Origin of the sequence: Acidithiobacillus sp. (assembly GCF_049965315.1) — a bacterium.
Lineage (GTDB): Bacteria > Pseudomonadota > Gammaproteobacteria > Acidithiobacillales > Acidithiobacillaceae > Acidithiobacillus_B.
Map to the genome: position 1 here is coordinate 17,528 of NZ_JBMFWL010000011.1, position 15,941 is coordinate 33,468.

Here is a 15,941-nt window from a genome sequence, read left to right on the forward strand (position 1 = left end):
CTTATTATCATTAGCGTTCGTATCAACCAGGGAAGATGGCTTATGTTCCGACGGCAATGGGCTTTGGCGGTGATGATCATGGTTTTTTCGCAAACCGCTCCTGCGGCAACTTGCGAGGTGGATGAATACGTCACCAGGGCCATCGGCATTGAGGAACCCTGGCTGGAAAATGCCGCCTACCTGTTTTCACAAACGGCCAACCAAGCCGGGGGCGCGTGGGTTCTGGCGCCCGAGATGGACCTGCGCCTTTCCGACCGGGTGGGGCTGGAGATAGACCCTCCTGCCTATGTCATGAATTATCCCGTCGGCCGGGGACCGGCGGCCTTCGGCCCTGCGGGCCTGGGCCTGAAGGTGCCGGTACCGCAGCGTTGCAATCAGTTGGGCCGGGGGCGGGCCACCATCGTGACGGCGGAAGTGGAAGGGCAGTTCTGGCCGGCCCCCCAACGCAACGCCATAGACGGAGCGGGCAGCTCCATTACCGCGCAAGTCGAATGGGCCCAGTTGTGGTGGCCATGGTTCAACCAGGGGGAGCTGGGATACACCCAGCGCGTGGGCACCGGCGTCACCAGCGGCGGCTTCGTCAATACGAGCCTCGGCAGGGCCCTCGACGCCACCACGGCGATTCAAGTCGAATTGGAGCTGGACGACCAACTGATCAGAGGCGACGAAAAACGGGGTCTGGAGGGCAGCGTCATGCCGCAGGTGGCCTATCGACCCGGCCCCCAATGGCTGCTCGCCATCGGGGAGGAGTTCGCGGTCCGGGAGAATGATTGGCACCCCCAGATAAGCACCATGTTGATGGCGGAAAGGGAGTTTTGAACGGCGGAAGAAATGGATCCGCAATTGGCAAACTGCATGCCGCTCCCGGCTTATGGATTTGGCGCCGGCGCCACCCTTGACCAGCGCACATCCGCCCGACAAGGAAGACGGCAACCCGCCATCCCCGGCTTAATAGAGCAGGTAGCGGCCGCGCAGCCGTGCGAAATCCCGCAGCTCCCGGTGCCATTGCGCCACGATGAGCCTGGGGTCTTCGCCCCTCCGGATGGCCGCCAGGACCCACCGCGCGCCGACCATGCCCAGGATACGCCGCGTCTGGAATTTTTCCGGGTACAAGCGGGTGAGCGCACTGGCGATCTCCACGCCGAGGGCGGGCGCGTCGAGGGTCTGGCGGTCGATAAGGACAACGCGCACACCGCGACACAACCGCCCCTGGTAGCGGCTCGCACCGGGCGTAAAGGCCGTCGGCACGAACCGTACTCCCGGTATGTCCCTGTCGTTCAGGTACTGCGCAAGCCTCTCGGCGTCGATCCATGGCGCTCCGACCAATTCGAAGGGCATATCCGTCCCCCGCCCCACGCTCACATTCGCGCCTTCGACCAGGCCTACGCCGGGATAAAGGGCGGTTTCCGCAAGCGTGCGCAAATTCGGCGAAGGGGCCACCCAGCGGAGACCCGTTTGGTCATACCAGTCGCTGCGCCGGTAGCCCCGCATGCGGATGACATGGAGATCGGCCCCCAGGTGGTCTTCGGCATTGAACATTTCGGCGAGCTCGCCGATGGTCATGCCATAGCGCACGGGAAGGGGGAAACAACCCGTGAAGGACTCCAGGTCGGCATCCAGGATGGGGCCCTGCACGACATTGGCGCCGATGGGGTCCGGGCGGTCGAGGACATAGAAAGGGATGCCGTGCTTCGCCGCCGCCTCCATGGCATAGGCCATGGTGGTGATGTAGGTGTAGAAGCGGGCCCCCGCATCCTGCATATCGAAGACCAGCGCATCGACCCCCTGGAGCATTGCGCCCGTGGGCCGTCTGACCTGGCCGTAGAGGCTGTAGACGGGCAGCCCCAGGGATGGCTCCATGCCCGAAGCCACTTTTTCGTCCAAATCTCCGTACAGCCCGTGTTCGGGGCTGAAGATGGCCACGAGCCTCACGCCGGGCGCCCTGGCCAGCAGGTCGGCCGTGCGGTTGCCATGGGCGTCAACCCCGGTCTGGTTGGTGATCAGGCCCACGCGCAGGCCCTTCAGGGGAGCGAAGCGTTCCGCCTCCAGGACATCCACGCCCGCCTGGACCGGGCCCGCTCCATTGGGCCCGCCCACCTCCGCATAATAGCGCCCCAGGAGGGGCCGTCGCGCTGCCACCTGGGCGTCGGTCAAGGGGGCGAGATGGGCAGATAGCAGATTGATCACCGCTTCCCTGAGGGGGCCGGCGTTGCCCTTGCCGAAGGGATAGACCCGGTTCGTCAGGATGATCACATAGGTCCTGGACACCGGGTCGATCCACAGGAGCGTCCCGGTAAACCCGGTATGATCGTAGGCCCCCACCGGCAGCAGGTCGTCCCGGTTGGGAGCAAAAGGGGCGGCCAGATCCCAGCCCAGCCCGCGCAAGCGCACTTTCCCGGGCGGGGATTGGGGGATGGTCATCCGCTCCACGATGGGGCCGTCCAATATCCGCACGCCGTGATAGCTTCCCCCATCGAGAAGCGCCTGGGCAAAAACGGCGAGATCGCCGGCGGTGGAAAAGAGCCCGGCATGGCCCGAAACTCCTCCCATGCGGTAGGCCGTGGGGTCATGCACCTCGCCCCAGCGCAGCTTGCCATCCAGGTATTCCGTGGGAGCGATGCGATATCGCTCCCACGCGGGGGGGCGAAAGGTGGTTTCGCGCATGCCCAGCGGCCCGAAGATATGCTTTGCGCAGTAGACATCGAGCGCTTCGCCGGAAACCCGGTGAATGATTTCGCCGAGTGCCTCGAAGTTGATGTCGCTGTACACATAGCGGGTGCCCGGTTCGGCCACCGGCTTTTCCGCGATGATCGCCCGGAGCGCCCCCCGGTAGCCGCTCCATGGCGTTGCCAGATTGAGGTCGGGGGCCAGTCCCGAGTAATGGGTGAGCAGCTCCCGCACCGTGATGGCGCCCTTGCCGTTCTCCCCGAAGGCCGGCCAGTATCTGGCCGCCGGGGCGTCAAGCTCCAACCTGCCCTGTTCCACGAGTTGCATGACCGCCGTGGTGGTGGCGACGACCTTGGTGAGGGACGCCAGATCGAACAGCGTCCCGACGGTCATGGGCATCCTTTCCGGCCCCAACGCGGCATAGCCGAAGGCCTTGCGGTAGACGATCCGGCCCTCGTTGCCCACGAGCACGACGGCCCCCGGGATCCTGCCGGCCCGGATTTCCTTTTGCACGATCTGCGCGATGCCGGACAACTCCGCCCGCCGGAGGTTTTCCGGGTCACCCGCCCGGGCGGGCAAAATGCCCGTGCCCAGCAGGACGGATAGCAGCAGCGCCCCTGCCGTCCCTTTCCCGATCAGCGCCCAAGCCGCGGCGCATCTTCCGCGATATTGCCCGAACATGTTTCCGTCCCGATCCCGCCCAGATTTCCCGGGGACCCGCCATGGCCCTTCATCACCATTCCCGACCTTGGGGGGAGCCCTGCTGCAGCATAGACATTGCGGGGGTTCCACAGCATCCAGCCGTCCGTTCCGATGCTTTGCGCCGCGTCGATCTGCGCCGCGATCTCCTCGCCCCCGAAGGGTTGCCCGCCAAAGGCGTAGTCGCGAAACGCCTGCAGCCAGGGGCGAAAGCGAACCGCAGGCAAATCCGTTTTATCCTCGGCCTTGCGCAGCGAAAGGTAAACCACCTGGCGCGGATGGCGAACGGGATCGCGGTAGCCGGGGATGCCGTACTGAAAACCCGAAGGATAGAGCATGGGAGAGAGATAATCGACCTGCTGCGCCAGATCCTTCAGTCTCTGACCGATCCCCGTGTCGTTGCGGTTCCAGATCACGTAACCAAAAATATCCGCGGAAAGAAAGACGTTGTAGGGCACCAGCCGCTTGCGGGCTGCCGCGAGAAATCCGGAAATTGCCGCAATCCTGTTCTCCTCGGTGTTGGGCTCCGAAAATACCAGGCCCTTGGCGTCGGGAAAGCGGACGTAGTCGAACTGGATCTCATCGAATCCGTCCCTGGCGGCCTCAACGGCAATGTCGATGTTGTAGTCCCATGCCTGCCTGGCGAAGGGATCGGTCCAGGCGAGGCCTTCCCGATCCCTCCAGATGGCGCCACCTGCGGTCCGCACCGCCCAAGCCGGTCTCGCCAGCGCGAGGACGTTGTCTTTGAAAACGACGATCCTGGCAATGGCATAGATGCCTTCCTTGTGCAAATCGTCCAACAGTCGCCTGACATGTTTGATGGTGACGATCTTTTGGGCCCCGATTTCCGTCGCCAGAGGAATGTCGGCCCGGTACGCAATCATCCCCCGGTCGCTTTTCACATCGATCACCACGGCATTGAGGCCGGTTTTCCTGATGAGATCCAGGGCCGATTCGCGCAGGCGCATATCGCCCGCTCCATAGGAAGACAAATAAAGCGCCTTGGGCCGAAACGGCGCAAGGGATAGGGTTTGACCCGCCTTGAGATCCCCCACGGGAAGCTCGCTCCTCCCGTAGCCATACGCCCTGAGGCCAAGCGCCGCCCCTTCCCCGCCGATCTGAAAACGGCCATCCAGGCTGGTGCGCGCGACCGCGTCCCCCAAGGTCACGAAAGCCCCCGGGATCGGCTTGCAGGTCAAGGCGTCCACCACCGTCCCGCTGTAGGCGGCAGCGCTCCCCGGGGCGAGCAACAGGACTGCAAACAACGAAGCGCATATATTCTTGATCTTCTGATGGCTCCCCACAGCCCACCTCGTTCATCTGGAGTTCGTTTTCAGCAGCCTCCCCAAGGCCTTGCCCGAGTCCTGGTCCGTGACCAGATAGCGCGGGAGTGCCACCTTGTCCGCTTCATGCCAAGTCATGGCGGAGGGGCGGAATGTCCACGGGTGTCAGGGCTTCGGTCGCTCCCGGTAATAGGCGCCGGGCGTCGACCCTCGCGCGGGCGAGGGGCGAAAATTGACCCAGGCCAGCCCTTCCGGTGGAGAGCCGCAGTTAGAAGCGAAAATCAACATGCGCTTCCATTGTTGCCGGTGCATTTATGACGATGGTTTGATTTTGTTTGGAGGCTGGGGCCGGAATCGAACCGGCTTCCACGGCTTTGCAGGCCGCTGCATGACCACTCTGCCACCCAGCCGGAAGCAAGAAAGGGGAAAGACTGGCTTTCCCCTGAAATTGGAGCGGGAAACGAGGCTCGAACTCGCGACCCCAACCTTGGCAAGGTTGTGCTCTACCACTGAGCTATTCCCGCATGGGTGCAAAGATTACCGGCGGTGCTGGTCACTGTCAAGGGCGGACCCGGCGCTTCCGCTCAAGCTGGGCCAGGCGGCGCGCAGGTAGGCGAGCATGCTCCACAGAGTCATGGCGGCCGCAACGATCAACAACACCATGCCCACATCCCGGCTGGGAAACCAGCCGATGGGTTGGGCATAGAGAAGGAAGATGATGGACAGCATCTGCATCACGGCCTTGCCCTTCCCCAGCCAGGAAACGGCCACCTTCTTGCGCTGGCCGATCTCGGCCATCCACTCGCGCAGGGCCGAAACGGTGATTTCCCGGCCAACAATGATGCTCGTCAGGATACCCGCCAACAGCGCCGGCATTTCTCCGGCGGCAGTGATGAGCACCAGGGCCGTAGCGACCATGAGCTTGTCGGCAACCGGGTCCAGAAAGGTACCGAAGGGCGAAACCCCCTGATAGCGGCGGGCCAGAAAACCATCCGCCCAGTCGGTCAGGGCAGCCAGGGTAAATACCGCCGTCGCGCCCAGATAACGGGCCGGCCCGCCCCAGTAAAACAGCCCGACGAAGACCGGCACCAGGACGATGCGCAGGATGGTGAGGAAGTTGGGTAGTCGCGCCATCACGAGCGTTGTGGCCCCGCATGAAAGAAATCGTAGATCCGCTGCGCCAACTGCTGATCGATGCCGCTCACCCGCTGCAGATCTTCCACGCCCGCGTCGCGCACCCCCTTCAGCCCGCCAAAGGCCCGCAGCAGGGCTACCCGGCGCTTGGGCCCCACCCCGTCCACCGCATCCAGTTGCGACTCCTGACGCCCTTTGGCGCGGCGCGCGCGATGGCCGGTGATGGCAAAGCGATGGGCCTCGTCGCGAATCTCCTGGATCACCAGGAGGGCGGGGTCATCATCGGCCAGTTGCAGAGCCTCCGTGCGCCCGGGCAGGTGCAGCAACTCCAGACCGGGCCGTCGCGTCGTTCCCTTGGCCACGCCGCAGAGCTGTACCGCAGACACACCCAGTTCCTGAAATACCCCTTCCGCCGCCCGCAACTGCCCGGCGCCGCCATCGATGAGCACGATATCCGGCAACGCCAGACCCTCATCGCACAAGCGCCCATACCGGCGCGTCAGGGCCTGGGCCATGGCGGCATAGTCATCGCCGCCGGTGACACCACGCACATTGAAGCGCCGATATTCCGCCTTGAGCGCCCCTTCGGCGCCAAAGACCACACAGGATGCCACCGGCAATTCCCCCCGCGTGTGGCTGATATCGAAACACTCCACCCGCTCCGGTGCGGCATCCAGGTCAAAAAGCTCCTGCAACAGGAGCATGCGCCGCCGCGCCACAGAGCCGTTCTCGGCACGCTGGCGCAGGGCCCCGCGGGCGTTGAGTACGGCCATGTCCATCCAGCGCTTGCGCGGCCCCCGCTGCGGTTGGCTCAACTGCACCCGCCGCCCCGCCTGCTCGCTGAGGCCGGCGCTCAGGATACCGGGGCCCCGGGGGAGCACATTGACGAGGATATTGCCGGGGATTTCCTTGTTCACATAAAACTGCCCGAGAAAGGCCGCCAGGATATCCACTTCCCGCTCCTCCTCCACATGCCGCGGGAAGACCGTGCGGCCGCCCAACTGCCGGCCATTGCGGATGAAACTGACGTAGATACCCACCGCCCCCATTTCCCGGAAAATGGCGATGACGTCGAAGTCTCCACCCCCGGCCTGGGCCACATACTGCCGCTCCTGGATCTTGGACAAGGCCGCGATCTGATCCCGCCATTGAGCCGCCGCTTCAAAATGCAGCGCCTCGGCAGCGCCCTGCATGCGTTGCCCCAGGCTCTGGATCACTTCGTCGCTCTTGCCCTCCAGAAAACGCAAGGCGTCCTGCACGTCCTGGGCATAGGCAAGGGCGTCGATATGGCCCACGCAAGGCCCGCTGCAGCGGCGAATCTGATACTGCAGGCAGGCGCGGCTGCGATTGCTGAAGGTATGCTCGTCGCAGGTGCGCAAACGAAAGGCCTTTTGCAGCAGGACCATGCTCTCGCGCAAGGCGGTCACCGCCGGGTAGGGGCCGAAATAGCGGCCGCGGCCCTTCTGGGCTCCACGATGAAAACCCATGCGCGGAAAGGCGTTGGGCGTATCCACATAGAGATAGGGGTAGCTCTTGTCGTCGCGCAGCAGGATGTTGTAGGGCGGCTGGTGACGCTTGATGAGGTTGGCCTCCAGCACCAGGGCCTCGGTTTCGGTGTGGGTGACCACCACCTCCACCCGCGCCACCTGCGCCAGCATGGCCAGGGTTTTGGGGCTGTGGCGCTGTTTCTGAAAGTAGGAACTCACGCGCCTCTTGAGGTTGCGGGCCTTGCCCACATAGAGGATGCGGCCGCGGCAATCGAGCATCTGATAGATGCCCGGCTGGCTGCTCAACGTCCGTAAAAAAAAGGCCCGATCAAAGTCCGCGTCCGGGACAGCCGAGGCCGCGACGCCATCGGCACCGTGCGCGTCTACCGCGGGCGCGTGGCGCACTGCTTCCGGTTCAGGCACCAGCACCCTCTTCGTCGAGAAAACGCAAGTATTCCCAGGTGAAGATGCCCGTATTGTGGCCGTCGCTGAAATGGAGCTGGATGGCATAGTTGCCCACCGGCTGCACATCGCTGATGGAGACATCCTCCTTACCCGTAATGGTCTTGGCCTCCGCCGGGCTATGCCCCTTGCACTCGGCGCAGGGACACTCCACCCGCAGGCGCTCAAAGCTGACCCGGCTGGTATGGCCATCGGCCCAGTCCACCTCCAGAATGCGGCTGATCATCAGGGGACGGATCTCCAGGGGCTGGGTGCGGGCGTCGGACATGGCTTCCTCGGGGTTACGGCTAGTCAGGGAAATATCCCTAGGGTACAATTCGCGCCCTGTAAAGGGAATGCCCGAAGGGAACACGATCATGAAAATTTCTGCTTTTGACATCCGCCCCGGCAATATTCTGGAGTACGAAAAGGGCCTGTGGCGCGTGCTCAAAACCGATTTCGTCAAGCCCGGCAAGGGCGGCGCCTTCATGCAGGTGGAGATGAAGAATATCGAAACCGGCACCAAGACCAACACCCGCTTCCGCTCCGAAGAAAAAATGGAAAAGGCCGTGGTCGAACCGCGCACCATGCAGTTCCTCTACATGGACACCAACGGCTACGTTTTCATGGACAACGAGAGCTACGAGCAGATGACCCTCTCCGCCGAACTCCTGGAGGGGCAGACCGGCTATCTCCTCCCCAACACCGAGATCCAGGTGAACATGCACAACGACCGGCCCATCGGTGTCGAGTTGCCGCCGGTGGTCGTCCTCGAAGTGGTCGAATCCGAACCCGCCATCAAGGGGCAAACCGCCACCGGCTCCTACAAGCCGGCCAAGGTGGAGACGGGCATCACCGTCATGGTCCCCCAGTTCGTCAATAGCGGTGAGAAGATCCGCGTCAACACCGTCGACGGCAGCTACATCGACCGCGCCTGACGCAGAGCCTGCAAGGGCAGCGAATACCCCTTAGGGTTGCCCCTGGAGGTCCAGATCCGCCTGGACCGTGTCCACCCCGGCTTGGGCGCAGACGGCGTCCTGTTCTCCGCTGGCGGCGCCGCTCACCCCTACGGCCCCCAGCAACTGGCCGCCGGCGCGGATGGGTACGGCACCGGCGCTGATGAGCAGGCCCGGGCTCTTGGGCACCGAATAGGCCCCCGGAAAGCGCCCCTCCAACCGGGCCGTCGGCTGATTGAAGGACACGGCCGTATACGCCTTCTCCCTGCTGATCCGGAGGGTAAGGCGCGGGGCCAGGGTATCGCGCAGGACGACCTGGGGAATCCCATCCAGGTCCACCACCGTCACCCCTGCGGCAATCCCCTTGGCCCGGCAGGCGTCCACCGCCCCCTGCGCGATATGCAGCGCCGTGTCCATGGTCAACTGCGGCCGCTGCACCAGCAGGTCGGCGGCCTGGGCCGGGCAAATTGCGCAAGGGGCCATGACCAGCAGAAGCGCTGCTCCCAGTCGGTTGAATTTGGTGTTCACGTGATCCTCCTCCATCCTTCCCGCAGTGCCCCGCCAACCGGCGATCCCGGCCCCCTCCAGACGGGAGGAAAGTCCACGCCGGTTTCAGCGCCGCCGATCGTATTCAGGATAGTCCAAAAAATTCCAGGCCCATTTTCACTCCCTCCCCGCCAAGGCGCCCAGGGCGAGAGCCTCTTCGCGCAGGCGCTCGCCGTCCATGAGGCCATCGATAAAGCGCCGGGGAATAGCGTCCAGACCGACCTGCGCGCCCACCAGGGCGCCCGTGAGCATGGCCCGGGACATGTTTTGACCACCACCATTGATGGCGTGCAAAACAGCGGATTCGTAATCATCGGCAAAACGGCTCGCCAGATAGTAGGCCGCCGGCAACTGCTGATAGATGGCGCAGGGCAGGCCGTAGACCAGCGCCGCCTTCCAGGCGGGTTCAATGCGGATTCCCGGGTCCCGGGCGGCGATGGCGGCGTAATGGGGCAGCAGCAGAGCGTCGGGGGAGGCAAAGGTTCCCGCCCTTGGGGCCTCTCCCTCCCCGGGACCGGGCGGCTGGAGATTTTGCCGGGTGACGGCGTGGAAAGGCAGTTCACCGTCATGCACCAGCCCGAGAAGCGCCGGGACCAGATCCGGGCCCAAGCGCTGTCCGGCGATCAACTGCGAAAGGACGATATTATAGGCGGTGGACATGGCGATGATGGCCTCATCCCCCTGGGTCAGGGCCACATGGCCGCTTACCGCTTCGGCCACCCGGCGCGGCCGCCGGGCATGGAGGGCCGCCAAGACGATGGCGCGTTCCGCCCCTTCCGTCGTATCCGCGTGGCCACTGCAGTCCTGCCAGGATTTCCCTTCCCGGACACGGCATCGCCAGGCTTCCCGGATGGACTGATTGGTATAGCCGCCCGGACCGCAAAAAGGCGTGCCATCGAGTTGAGGAAAGAGATCCTCATCCAGGCGGCGGGTAAAGTCCGCCTCGGAATACTCCCCGTGGGCAAGTACGGAATGCAGGAGCATACGCAGCAGGATGGCCGACTGGGAGGGTTCTCCCGCCGCCATTCCCCCGTGGTAACGGCCCGGGCGCGGTGCCAGATAGCCGTCGATCCACGCGCCGCAATCCCGCCGCATTTCGTCGAGATCGTAATACCAGTGGCAACCCAAGCCCAGGGCGTCACCGATGAGGGACCCCATGATGGCCCCTGCCGCTCTTTGCTGTATCATCGGAGACTCCTCGCCCCTTGGCAGAATGAAGGATGCATCGGCATCATGCCGGATTTCTTATCCTAGCGGGATTTTTCCATGGCCGCGCACGGGCATCCAGCCGGCCCATGGGTGGCGATCGTACCGGCGACAGGAGAAGCTCATGCGCCTTTTGGGCAATATCATCTGGTTCGTGTTCGGCGGCTTCCTCATGGGACTGGGATGGTGGCTGGCGGGACTCTTGTCGGCCATTACCATCATCGGGATCCCCTGGGCCATTGCCGCTTTCCGGATCGGGTCCTTTTCTTTTTGGCCCTTTGGCCGGGAGATAGTGGATCAGGCAGCAGGCGGGCTGGGGAAAAGCATCAGCCTGCTGGGAAACGTGATCTGGATCCTGCTCTTTGGCTGGTGGCTGGCGCTGGGGCATTTGCTCAGTGCGCTATTGTGCGCCATCACCATCATCGGCATCCCCTTTGCCCTGCAGCACATCAAGCTGGCCGGATTGGCCCTGGCGCCTTTCGGCAAGCAGATCGTGCCCATCGCCTAGGGGCGAATCAGGACAGACCGGCCTGCCGCGCGGGGAGAGGGGAAGGATTGGCCGCGGCATGGGCGGGAACCACCCAGACGAAGATCTCGCCTTTGCCCACCATGCCCAGATGGCGCCGGGCCAGTTCCTCGATGGCGCCGTTGCCGGTCTGCAGATCGGCCACCTGCGCCTGGAGCTTGGCGTTGCGCGCCTCCAGTTGACCGAGAACGGCCTCCTTGCCCTGCAGCTCCCGATGCAGAGACAAGACATTCCACCAGCTACCAGAGCCCAGCCAGAGGGGGTACTGGAGGGCGCAGAGCAGGGCGAGGAGCACAAAGTCCACGAAGCGCATCTCTGCGCTGCGCCCCTTGAGCCACAGCCACATCCCTTGCCTTTCCCCTTCCATGGAGCGCCCTCGGTACGACTTGGTAAAGTTCTTTTTTAGTCCAAGTTGTAGAAAGCCGCAAGGCCGGGATAGACGGCCATCTCACCCAGTTCTTCCTCGATGCGCAGCAGGCGGTTGTACTTGGCCACGCGGTCCGTGCGTGAGAGGGAGCCGGTCTTGATCTGACCGCAGCCCGTGGCGACGGCGACATCGGCGAGGGTGGTGTCCTCGCTTTCGCCGGAGCGGTGGGAAACGATGGCGGTGTAGCCGTGGGTCTTGGCCATCTCCACCGCCGCCAGGGTCTCCGTCAGGGTGCCGATCTGATTGAGCTTGATGAGAATGCTGTTGGCCACGCCGCGATCGATGCCCTGGCGCAGGATCTCGGTGTTGGTGACGAAAAGGTCATCGCCGACGAGCTGGATCTTGTCGCCCAAACGATCCGTCAGCAGGCCCCAGCCCTCCCAATCGTTCTGGTCCATGCCGTCCTCGATGCTGATGAGGGGGTAACGGGCGGCCAGATCGGCTAGGTAATCCACAAACCCGGCGCTGTCCAGATCGCGCTTTTCGCTGGCGAGATGGTAACGGCCATGCTGATAAAACTCGCTGGAGGCCACGTCCATGCCCAGCCAGACCTCCTTCCCCGCCACGTAACCCGCCTTGGCGATGGCTTCCATGAGGAGTTCCAGGGCCGCCTCGTTGGAGGGGAGATCGGGAGCGAAACCGCCTTCGTCGCCCACGGTGGTGCCGAGGCCGCGGGCATGGAGGACGCCTTTGAGGCTGTGAAAGACCTCCACCCCCATGCGCAGGGCCTCGGAGAAACTTGGGGCACCCGCCGGGATGATCATGAACTCCTGCATGTCGATGGCATTGTCGGCGTGGGCGCCGCCGTTGATGACATTCATCATGGGCACCGGCAACTGCAGGGGTCCCAAGCCGCCGATATAGCGGTAAAGGCGTTGCCCCGCGGCGTGGGCGGCGGCGTGGGCGCAGGCCAGGGAGACGGCGAGGATGGCGTTGGCCCCCAGACGCGATTTGTTGGCGGTGCCGTCGAGACTGCAGAGGGCGGCATCGATGCGGGCCTGGTCGGCCACATCCATGCCGATGAGGGCGTCCTGGATCTCGCCGTTGACGTGGCCCACGGCCTTGCGCACGCCCTTGCCTCCATAACGGCCGCCGCCATCCCGCAGCTCCACGGCCTCCCGCTCGCCGGTGGAGGCCCCGCTGGGGACGATGGCACGGCCGACCATGCCATTTTCCACAAAGACTTCGGCTTCGACGGTGGGGTTGCCGCGGGAATCGAGGACTTCACGGGCGGCGATGCGAATGATGGCGGTCATGGATGCTCCTCTAAAAATGTTTCGGGAAATGCTTCGGCTTTGACGCGGGCGTCGATATCCTTGAGGACCCGCAACAGGGTCTCCATCTGCCCCAGCGGCCAGGCGTTGGGTCCGTCGGAAAGGGCCTGATCGGGATCGGGATGGGTTTCCATAAAGAGGCCCGCCACTCCGGCGGCCATGGCGGCGCGGGCCAGAACCGGCACGAATTCGCGCTGGCCGCCGGAGCGTTCGCCCTGCCCTCCCGGCAGTTGCACCGAGTGGGTGGCGTCAAAAACCACCGGACAGCCGGTATTCCGCATCACGGCCAGGGAACGCATGTCGGAGACGAGGTTGTTGTAACCAAAGGAAACGCCACGTTCGCAGACGAGAATGTCGTCATTGCCGGTGGCCTTGGCCTTGGCCACCACCTGCTGCATATCCCAGGGGGCGAGGAACTGGCCCTTCTTGATGTTGACGGGCTTGCCCGCCGCCGCGACGGCCTGGATGAAATCGGTCTGGCGGCAGAGGAAGGCGGGCGTCTGCAGGACGTCCACCACGGCGGCGACGGCGGCGACGTCTTCCTTTTCATGGACGTCGGTAAGGACGGCCACGCCGATTTCGCTGCGCACCTTTTCGAGAATACGCAGGCCTTCCTCCATGCCCGGCCCGCGGAAGGTCCGGCTCGAGGAGCGATTGGCCTTGTCATAGGAACTTTTGTAGATGAAGGGGATGCCCAGGCGCGCGGTGATGTCCCGCAACTGCGCGGCCGTCTGCAGGGCGAGGGCCTCGGACTCGATGGCGCAGGGGCCGGCGATGAGGAAGAAGGGCTGGTCGAGACCTACCGCGAATCCGCAGAGCTTCATGATGTCTCCCCTGTTGGGGCCTCCATTCGGGCCTTTTGGGCCATGGCCGCGTGCAGATAGGCATCAAAGAGGGGATGCCCCTGGCGCGGGTTGCTGGTGAATTCGGGATGGAACTGGCAGCCCAAAAACCAGGGATGATCGGGCAACTCCACGACTTCCACCAATTCGCCATCGCCGGAAAAACCGGTGTAACGCAGCCCCGCGGCGGCCAGAGGGGCGCGAAAACGATTGTTGAACTCGAAGCGGTGGCGATGCCGCTCATGGATGGACTGGCTGCCGTAGGCCTGGGCCGCCAGGCTGCCGGGCAGCAACCGGCACTCCTGCTCCCCCAGGCGCATGCTGCCGCCGAGATTCCCGCCCTCTTCCCGATAGGCCTTGTGGCCGTCGGGAGCGGTCCATTGGGTCATCAGGGTAATGACGGGGGCGGAGGTGGCGGGATCCAGCTCGGTACTGTTGGCGTCGCCAAGTCCGGCGCAATGACGGGCAAACTCGACCACGGCCAATTGCATGCCCAGACAGATGCCCAGGTAGGGGACACGCTGCTCCCGGGCGTAGCGGATGGCGGCAATCTTGCCTTCCGTGCCGCGGCCGCCAAAGCCGCCGGGAACGAGGATGGCATCGGCCTCGGCCAGCGCGGCGGGGCCGTTCTGCTCGATGTCTTCGGCATCCACATAGAGGAAGCGCACCCGCCGCCGGGCGCGCAGACCGGCGTGCAGCAGGGCTTCGGCCAGGGATTTATAGGACTCGGTCAGGCCCACATACTTGCCCACCAGGGCGATGCAGACCTCCCCTTCAGGGTGTTCCAGGGCGTCGATGATCCTCTGCCAAACCGACAGATCCGGGGGCGGCGTCTCCATGCCCAGGCGTTGCACCACCAGGGTATCCAGGTGTTGCGCATGGAAGAGCAAGGGGATGCGATAAATGCTGTCGGTGTCGATGGCGGAGATCACCGCCTCTTCCGCGAGATTGGAAAAGAGGGCGATCTTGGCCCGATGGTCGGCGGGTATGGGCCGGTCGGCGCGGCACAGGAGGAAGTCGGCTTGGATGCCGATGGCGCGCAGTTCGCGTACGGAGTGCTGGGTCGGCTTGGTCTTCATCTCCCCGGCGGAGGGCAGGTAGGGCACCAGGGTGAGATGGAGAAACAGGGTATTGCCCCGCCCTTCTTCCACGGCCATCTGGCGAATGGCCTCCAGAAAAGGCTGGGATTCGATATCGCCCACGGTACCGCCGATCTCCACCAGGGCCACGTCCGCGCCTTCGGCACCGAGGCGAATGCGGCGCTTGATCTCGTCGGTGACATGGGGAATGACCTGCACCGTGCGCCCCAGATAGTCGCCGCGTCGTTCCTTTTCGATGACCGTCTGATAGACAAGGCCGGTGGTGAAGTTGTTGCGCTTGCCCATGCGGGTGGAAATGAAGCGCTCATAATGACCGAGATCCAGGTCCGTCTCGGCGCCGTCGGCCGTGACGAAGACTTCGCCATGCTGGAAGGGGCTCATGGTGCCGGGATCGACGTTGATGTAGGGATCGAGCTTGAGCATGGTGACCTTGAGGCCGCGCGCCTCCAGGAGCGCGCCCAGGGCGGCACCCGCCGCGCCTTTGCCAAGAGAGGAAACCACACCGCCGGTAACGAAGATATATTTGCTCATGGATGCTTACCAGTGCCTTGCGACCGCCCGCTGCATGGTAGCCAATTCGGCGATGCGGCACAACGCAGGGAGCGGCGCGGGCGAAGACCTTGTCGACGAATCGCCCCACTTGACGCCCGCGGGGCATGGGCAAATGCTATATGCATCGTGTATTGCGGATAACCCCCATGAAAACCATCTCTTCCCTCTTGACAGCCACCCTATTGCTCGGCGCAAGCAACCTGGCCTTGGCCGATGGCCCGCCCATCAGCCTGCAATTGAATGTGGGCACCACGCCCGTCTATCTCCCCCCCGCCTACCCCCCCATGGACGTGCCTCCGGTCATGGTCTGGCTGCCGCAACTTCAGGTCTATGCCGCCCTGGGCGCGCCCCAGCCCATCTTTTACCTGGGGCAGAGCTACTACTATTATTATGGCAATCGCTGGTATGCCGGACCCGGGTATCGCGGGCCCTGGCGCCCCTTGGCGGCGCCGCCGCCTCCCCTGCGCGGCTACCGGGGGCGCGACTGGGGACGCTATCAGGAGCGCGCCCGGGAGTATTACCGGCAACCCGACTGGCGGCATTTTCGCGCCGGTGAAAGGCCGCCCGCTTTCCGCGGCGAGGGACCCCAAGGTCACGGGGGACCCGGCCATGGTCCCCAAGAACGCGGGCCGCAGGGATATGGCCCCGAAAGACCGGGACCTGGTCCCGGGGGGGATCGCGGGCCGGCTGGGGATCATGGCCCCGGCGGCCATGGCGATGAGCATGGGCCGGGAGGCCGGGGTGATGGGCCGCGGGGGCCGGGAAATTAGGGATCCGTAACGCAGGCCCGCACCCGCGAGC

At 64.3% G+C, this 15,941-nt stretch carries 15 protein-coding genes and 2 tRNA genes; 4 read left to right on the forward strand and 13 right to left on the reverse strand.

What is annotated here, in order from left to right; all coding sequences use genetic code 11:
- Positions 1 to 42: 42 nt before the first annotated feature.
- Positions 43 to 819: a hypothetical protein gene (locus ACP5MM_RS04600; RefSeq protein ID WP_427934176.1), complete on the forward strand. Its 777-nt coding sequence runs from the start codon at positions 43 to 45 to the stop codon at positions 817 to 819.
- A gap of 129 nt (positions 820 to 948) precedes the next feature.
- Here the strand turns inward: ACP5MM_RS04600 and ACP5MM_RS04605 are convergent, their stop codons facing one another.
- The 7 genes from ACP5MM_RS04605 to ACP5MM_RS04635 all read right to left on the reverse strand — a co-directional run bounded on the left by ACP5MM_RS04605 (position 949) and on the right by ACP5MM_RS04635 (position 8,000).
- On the reverse strand, positions 949 to 3,348 hold the full coding sequence (locus ACP5MM_RS04605; RefSeq protein ID WP_427934177.1) for an exo-beta-N-acetylmuramidase NamZ domain-containing protein: 2,400 nt from the start codon (positions 3,346 to 3,348) through the stop codon (positions 949 to 951).
- The gene (locus tag ACP5MM_RS04610) at positions 3,303 to 4,616 is read right to left on the reverse strand and encodes a putative glycoside hydrolase (protein ID WP_427934178.1); all 1,314 of its coding nucleotides are present in this window, start codon (positions 4,614 to 4,616) and stop codon (positions 3,303 to 3,305) included. Before ACP5MM_RS04610 ends, ACP5MM_RS04605 begins: the two co-directional genes overlap by 46 nt.
- Before the next feature lie 369 nt (positions 4,617 to 4,985).
- Positions 4,986 to 5,059 (reverse strand) — tRNA-Cys (locus tag ACP5MM_RS04615).
- Between the two features lie 39 nt (positions 5,060 to 5,098).
- A tRNA-Gly gene (locus ACP5MM_RS04620) sits at positions 5,099 to 5,173 on the reverse strand.
- Positions 5,174 to 5,186: 13 nt separating this feature from the next.
- Positions 5,187 to 5,783: a CDP-diacylglycerol--glycerol-3-phosphate 3-phosphatidyltransferase gene (gene pgsA / locus ACP5MM_RS04625; RefSeq protein WP_427932033.1), complete on the reverse strand. Its 597-nt coding sequence runs from the start codon at positions 5,781 to 5,783 to the stop codon at positions 5,187 to 5,189.
- On the reverse strand, positions 5,783 to 7,693 hold the full coding sequence (gene uvrC / locus ACP5MM_RS04630; RefSeq protein WP_427932031.1) for an excinuclease ABC subunit UvrC: 1,911 nt from the start codon (positions 7,691 to 7,693) through the stop codon (positions 5,783 to 5,785). The genes pgsA and uvrC overlap by 1 nt, the downstream gene beginning before the upstream one ends.
- Positions 7,686 to 8,000: a gamma-butyrobetaine hydroxylase-like domain-containing protein gene (locus ACP5MM_RS04635; RefSeq protein ID WP_427934179.1), complete on the reverse strand. Its 315-nt coding sequence runs from the start codon at positions 7,998 to 8,000 to the stop codon at positions 7,686 to 7,688. The genes uvrC and ACP5MM_RS04635 overlap by 8 nt, the downstream gene beginning before the upstream one ends.
- An 88-nt stretch (positions 8,001 to 8,088) precedes the next feature.
- On the opposite strand from ACP5MM_RS04635, the gene efp reads away from it, so the two are divergent.
- Positions 8,089 to 8,649 carry an elongation factor P gene (efp, locus tag ACP5MM_RS04640; protein WP_427932027.1) on the forward strand — a complete coding sequence of 187 codons (561 nt, stop codon included), beginning with the start codon at positions 8,089 to 8,091 and terminating at the stop codon, positions 8,647 to 8,649.
- A 30-nt stretch (positions 8,650 to 8,679) separates the two neighbouring features.
- On the opposite strand, the gene ACP5MM_RS04645 is transcribed toward efp, so the two are convergent.
- The gene (locus ACP5MM_RS04645) at positions 8,680 to 9,195 is read right to left on the reverse strand and encodes a GlcG/HbpS family heme-binding protein (RefSeq protein ID WP_427932026.1); all 516 of its coding nucleotides are present in this window, start codon (positions 9,193 to 9,195) and stop codon (positions 8,680 to 8,682) included.
- A gap of 135 nt (positions 9,196 to 9,330) precedes the next feature.
- Positions 9,331 to 10,401 carry an ADP-ribosylglycohydrolase family protein gene (locus ACP5MM_RS04650; protein ID WP_427934180.1) on the reverse strand — a complete coding sequence of 357 codons (1,071 nt, stop codon included), beginning with the start codon at positions 10,399 to 10,401 and terminating at the stop codon, positions 9,331 to 9,333.
- A 142-nt stretch (positions 10,402 to 10,543) separates the two neighbouring features.
- Between ACP5MM_RS04650 and ACP5MM_RS04655 the strand changes: the two genes are divergently transcribed.
- Positions 10,544 to 10,927 (forward strand): YccF domain-containing protein, encoded by a 384-nt coding sequence (locus tag ACP5MM_RS04655; protein ID WP_427932022.1) that lies wholly within the window; start codon positions 10,544 to 10,546, stop codon positions 10,925 to 10,927.
- A 7-nt stretch (positions 10,928 to 10,934) separates the two neighbouring features.
- Here ACP5MM_RS04655 and ACP5MM_RS04660 read toward each other — a convergent pair whose 3' ends face one another.
- Genes ACP5MM_RS04660 through ACP5MM_RS04675 form a run of 4 tightly spaced genes read right to left on the reverse strand, consistent with a single transcriptional unit; the run spans position 10,935 to position 15,119 of the window.
- Positions 10,935 to 11,312 carry a septum formation initiator family protein gene (locus tag ACP5MM_RS04660; protein WP_427932020.1) on the reverse strand — a complete coding sequence of 126 codons (378 nt, stop codon included), beginning with the start codon at positions 11,310 to 11,312 and terminating at the stop codon, positions 10,935 to 10,937.
- A 35-nt stretch (positions 11,313 to 11,347) separates the two neighbouring features.
- Complete coding sequence (eno, locus tag ACP5MM_RS04665; protein WP_427932019.1) at positions 11,348 to 12,628, reverse strand: phosphopyruvate hydratase; 1,281 nt, start codon at positions 12,626 to 12,628, stop codon at positions 11,348 to 11,350.
- On the reverse strand, positions 12,625 to 13,470 hold the full coding sequence (gene kdsA / locus ACP5MM_RS04670) for a 3-deoxy-8-phosphooctulonate synthase (RefSeq protein ID WP_427932017.1): 846 nt from the start codon (positions 13,468 to 13,470) through the stop codon (positions 12,625 to 12,627). The genes eno and kdsA overlap by 4 nt, the downstream gene beginning before the upstream one ends.
- Positions 13,467 to 15,119, reverse strand: coding sequence for a CTP synthase (locus tag ACP5MM_RS04675; RefSeq protein WP_427932016.1), 1,653 nt, complete (start codon positions 15,117 to 15,119; stop codon positions 13,467 to 13,469). Before ACP5MM_RS04675 ends, kdsA begins: the two co-directional genes overlap by 4 nt.
- Before the next feature lie 167 nt (positions 15,120 to 15,286).
- On the opposite strand from ACP5MM_RS04675, the gene ACP5MM_RS04680 reads away from it, so the two are divergent.
- Positions 15,287 to 15,910, forward strand: coding sequence for a hypothetical protein (locus tag ACP5MM_RS04680; protein WP_427932014.1), 624 nt, complete (start codon positions 15,287 to 15,289; stop codon positions 15,908 to 15,910).
- The last annotated feature ends 31 nt before the right edge of the window (positions 15,911 to 15,941 follow it).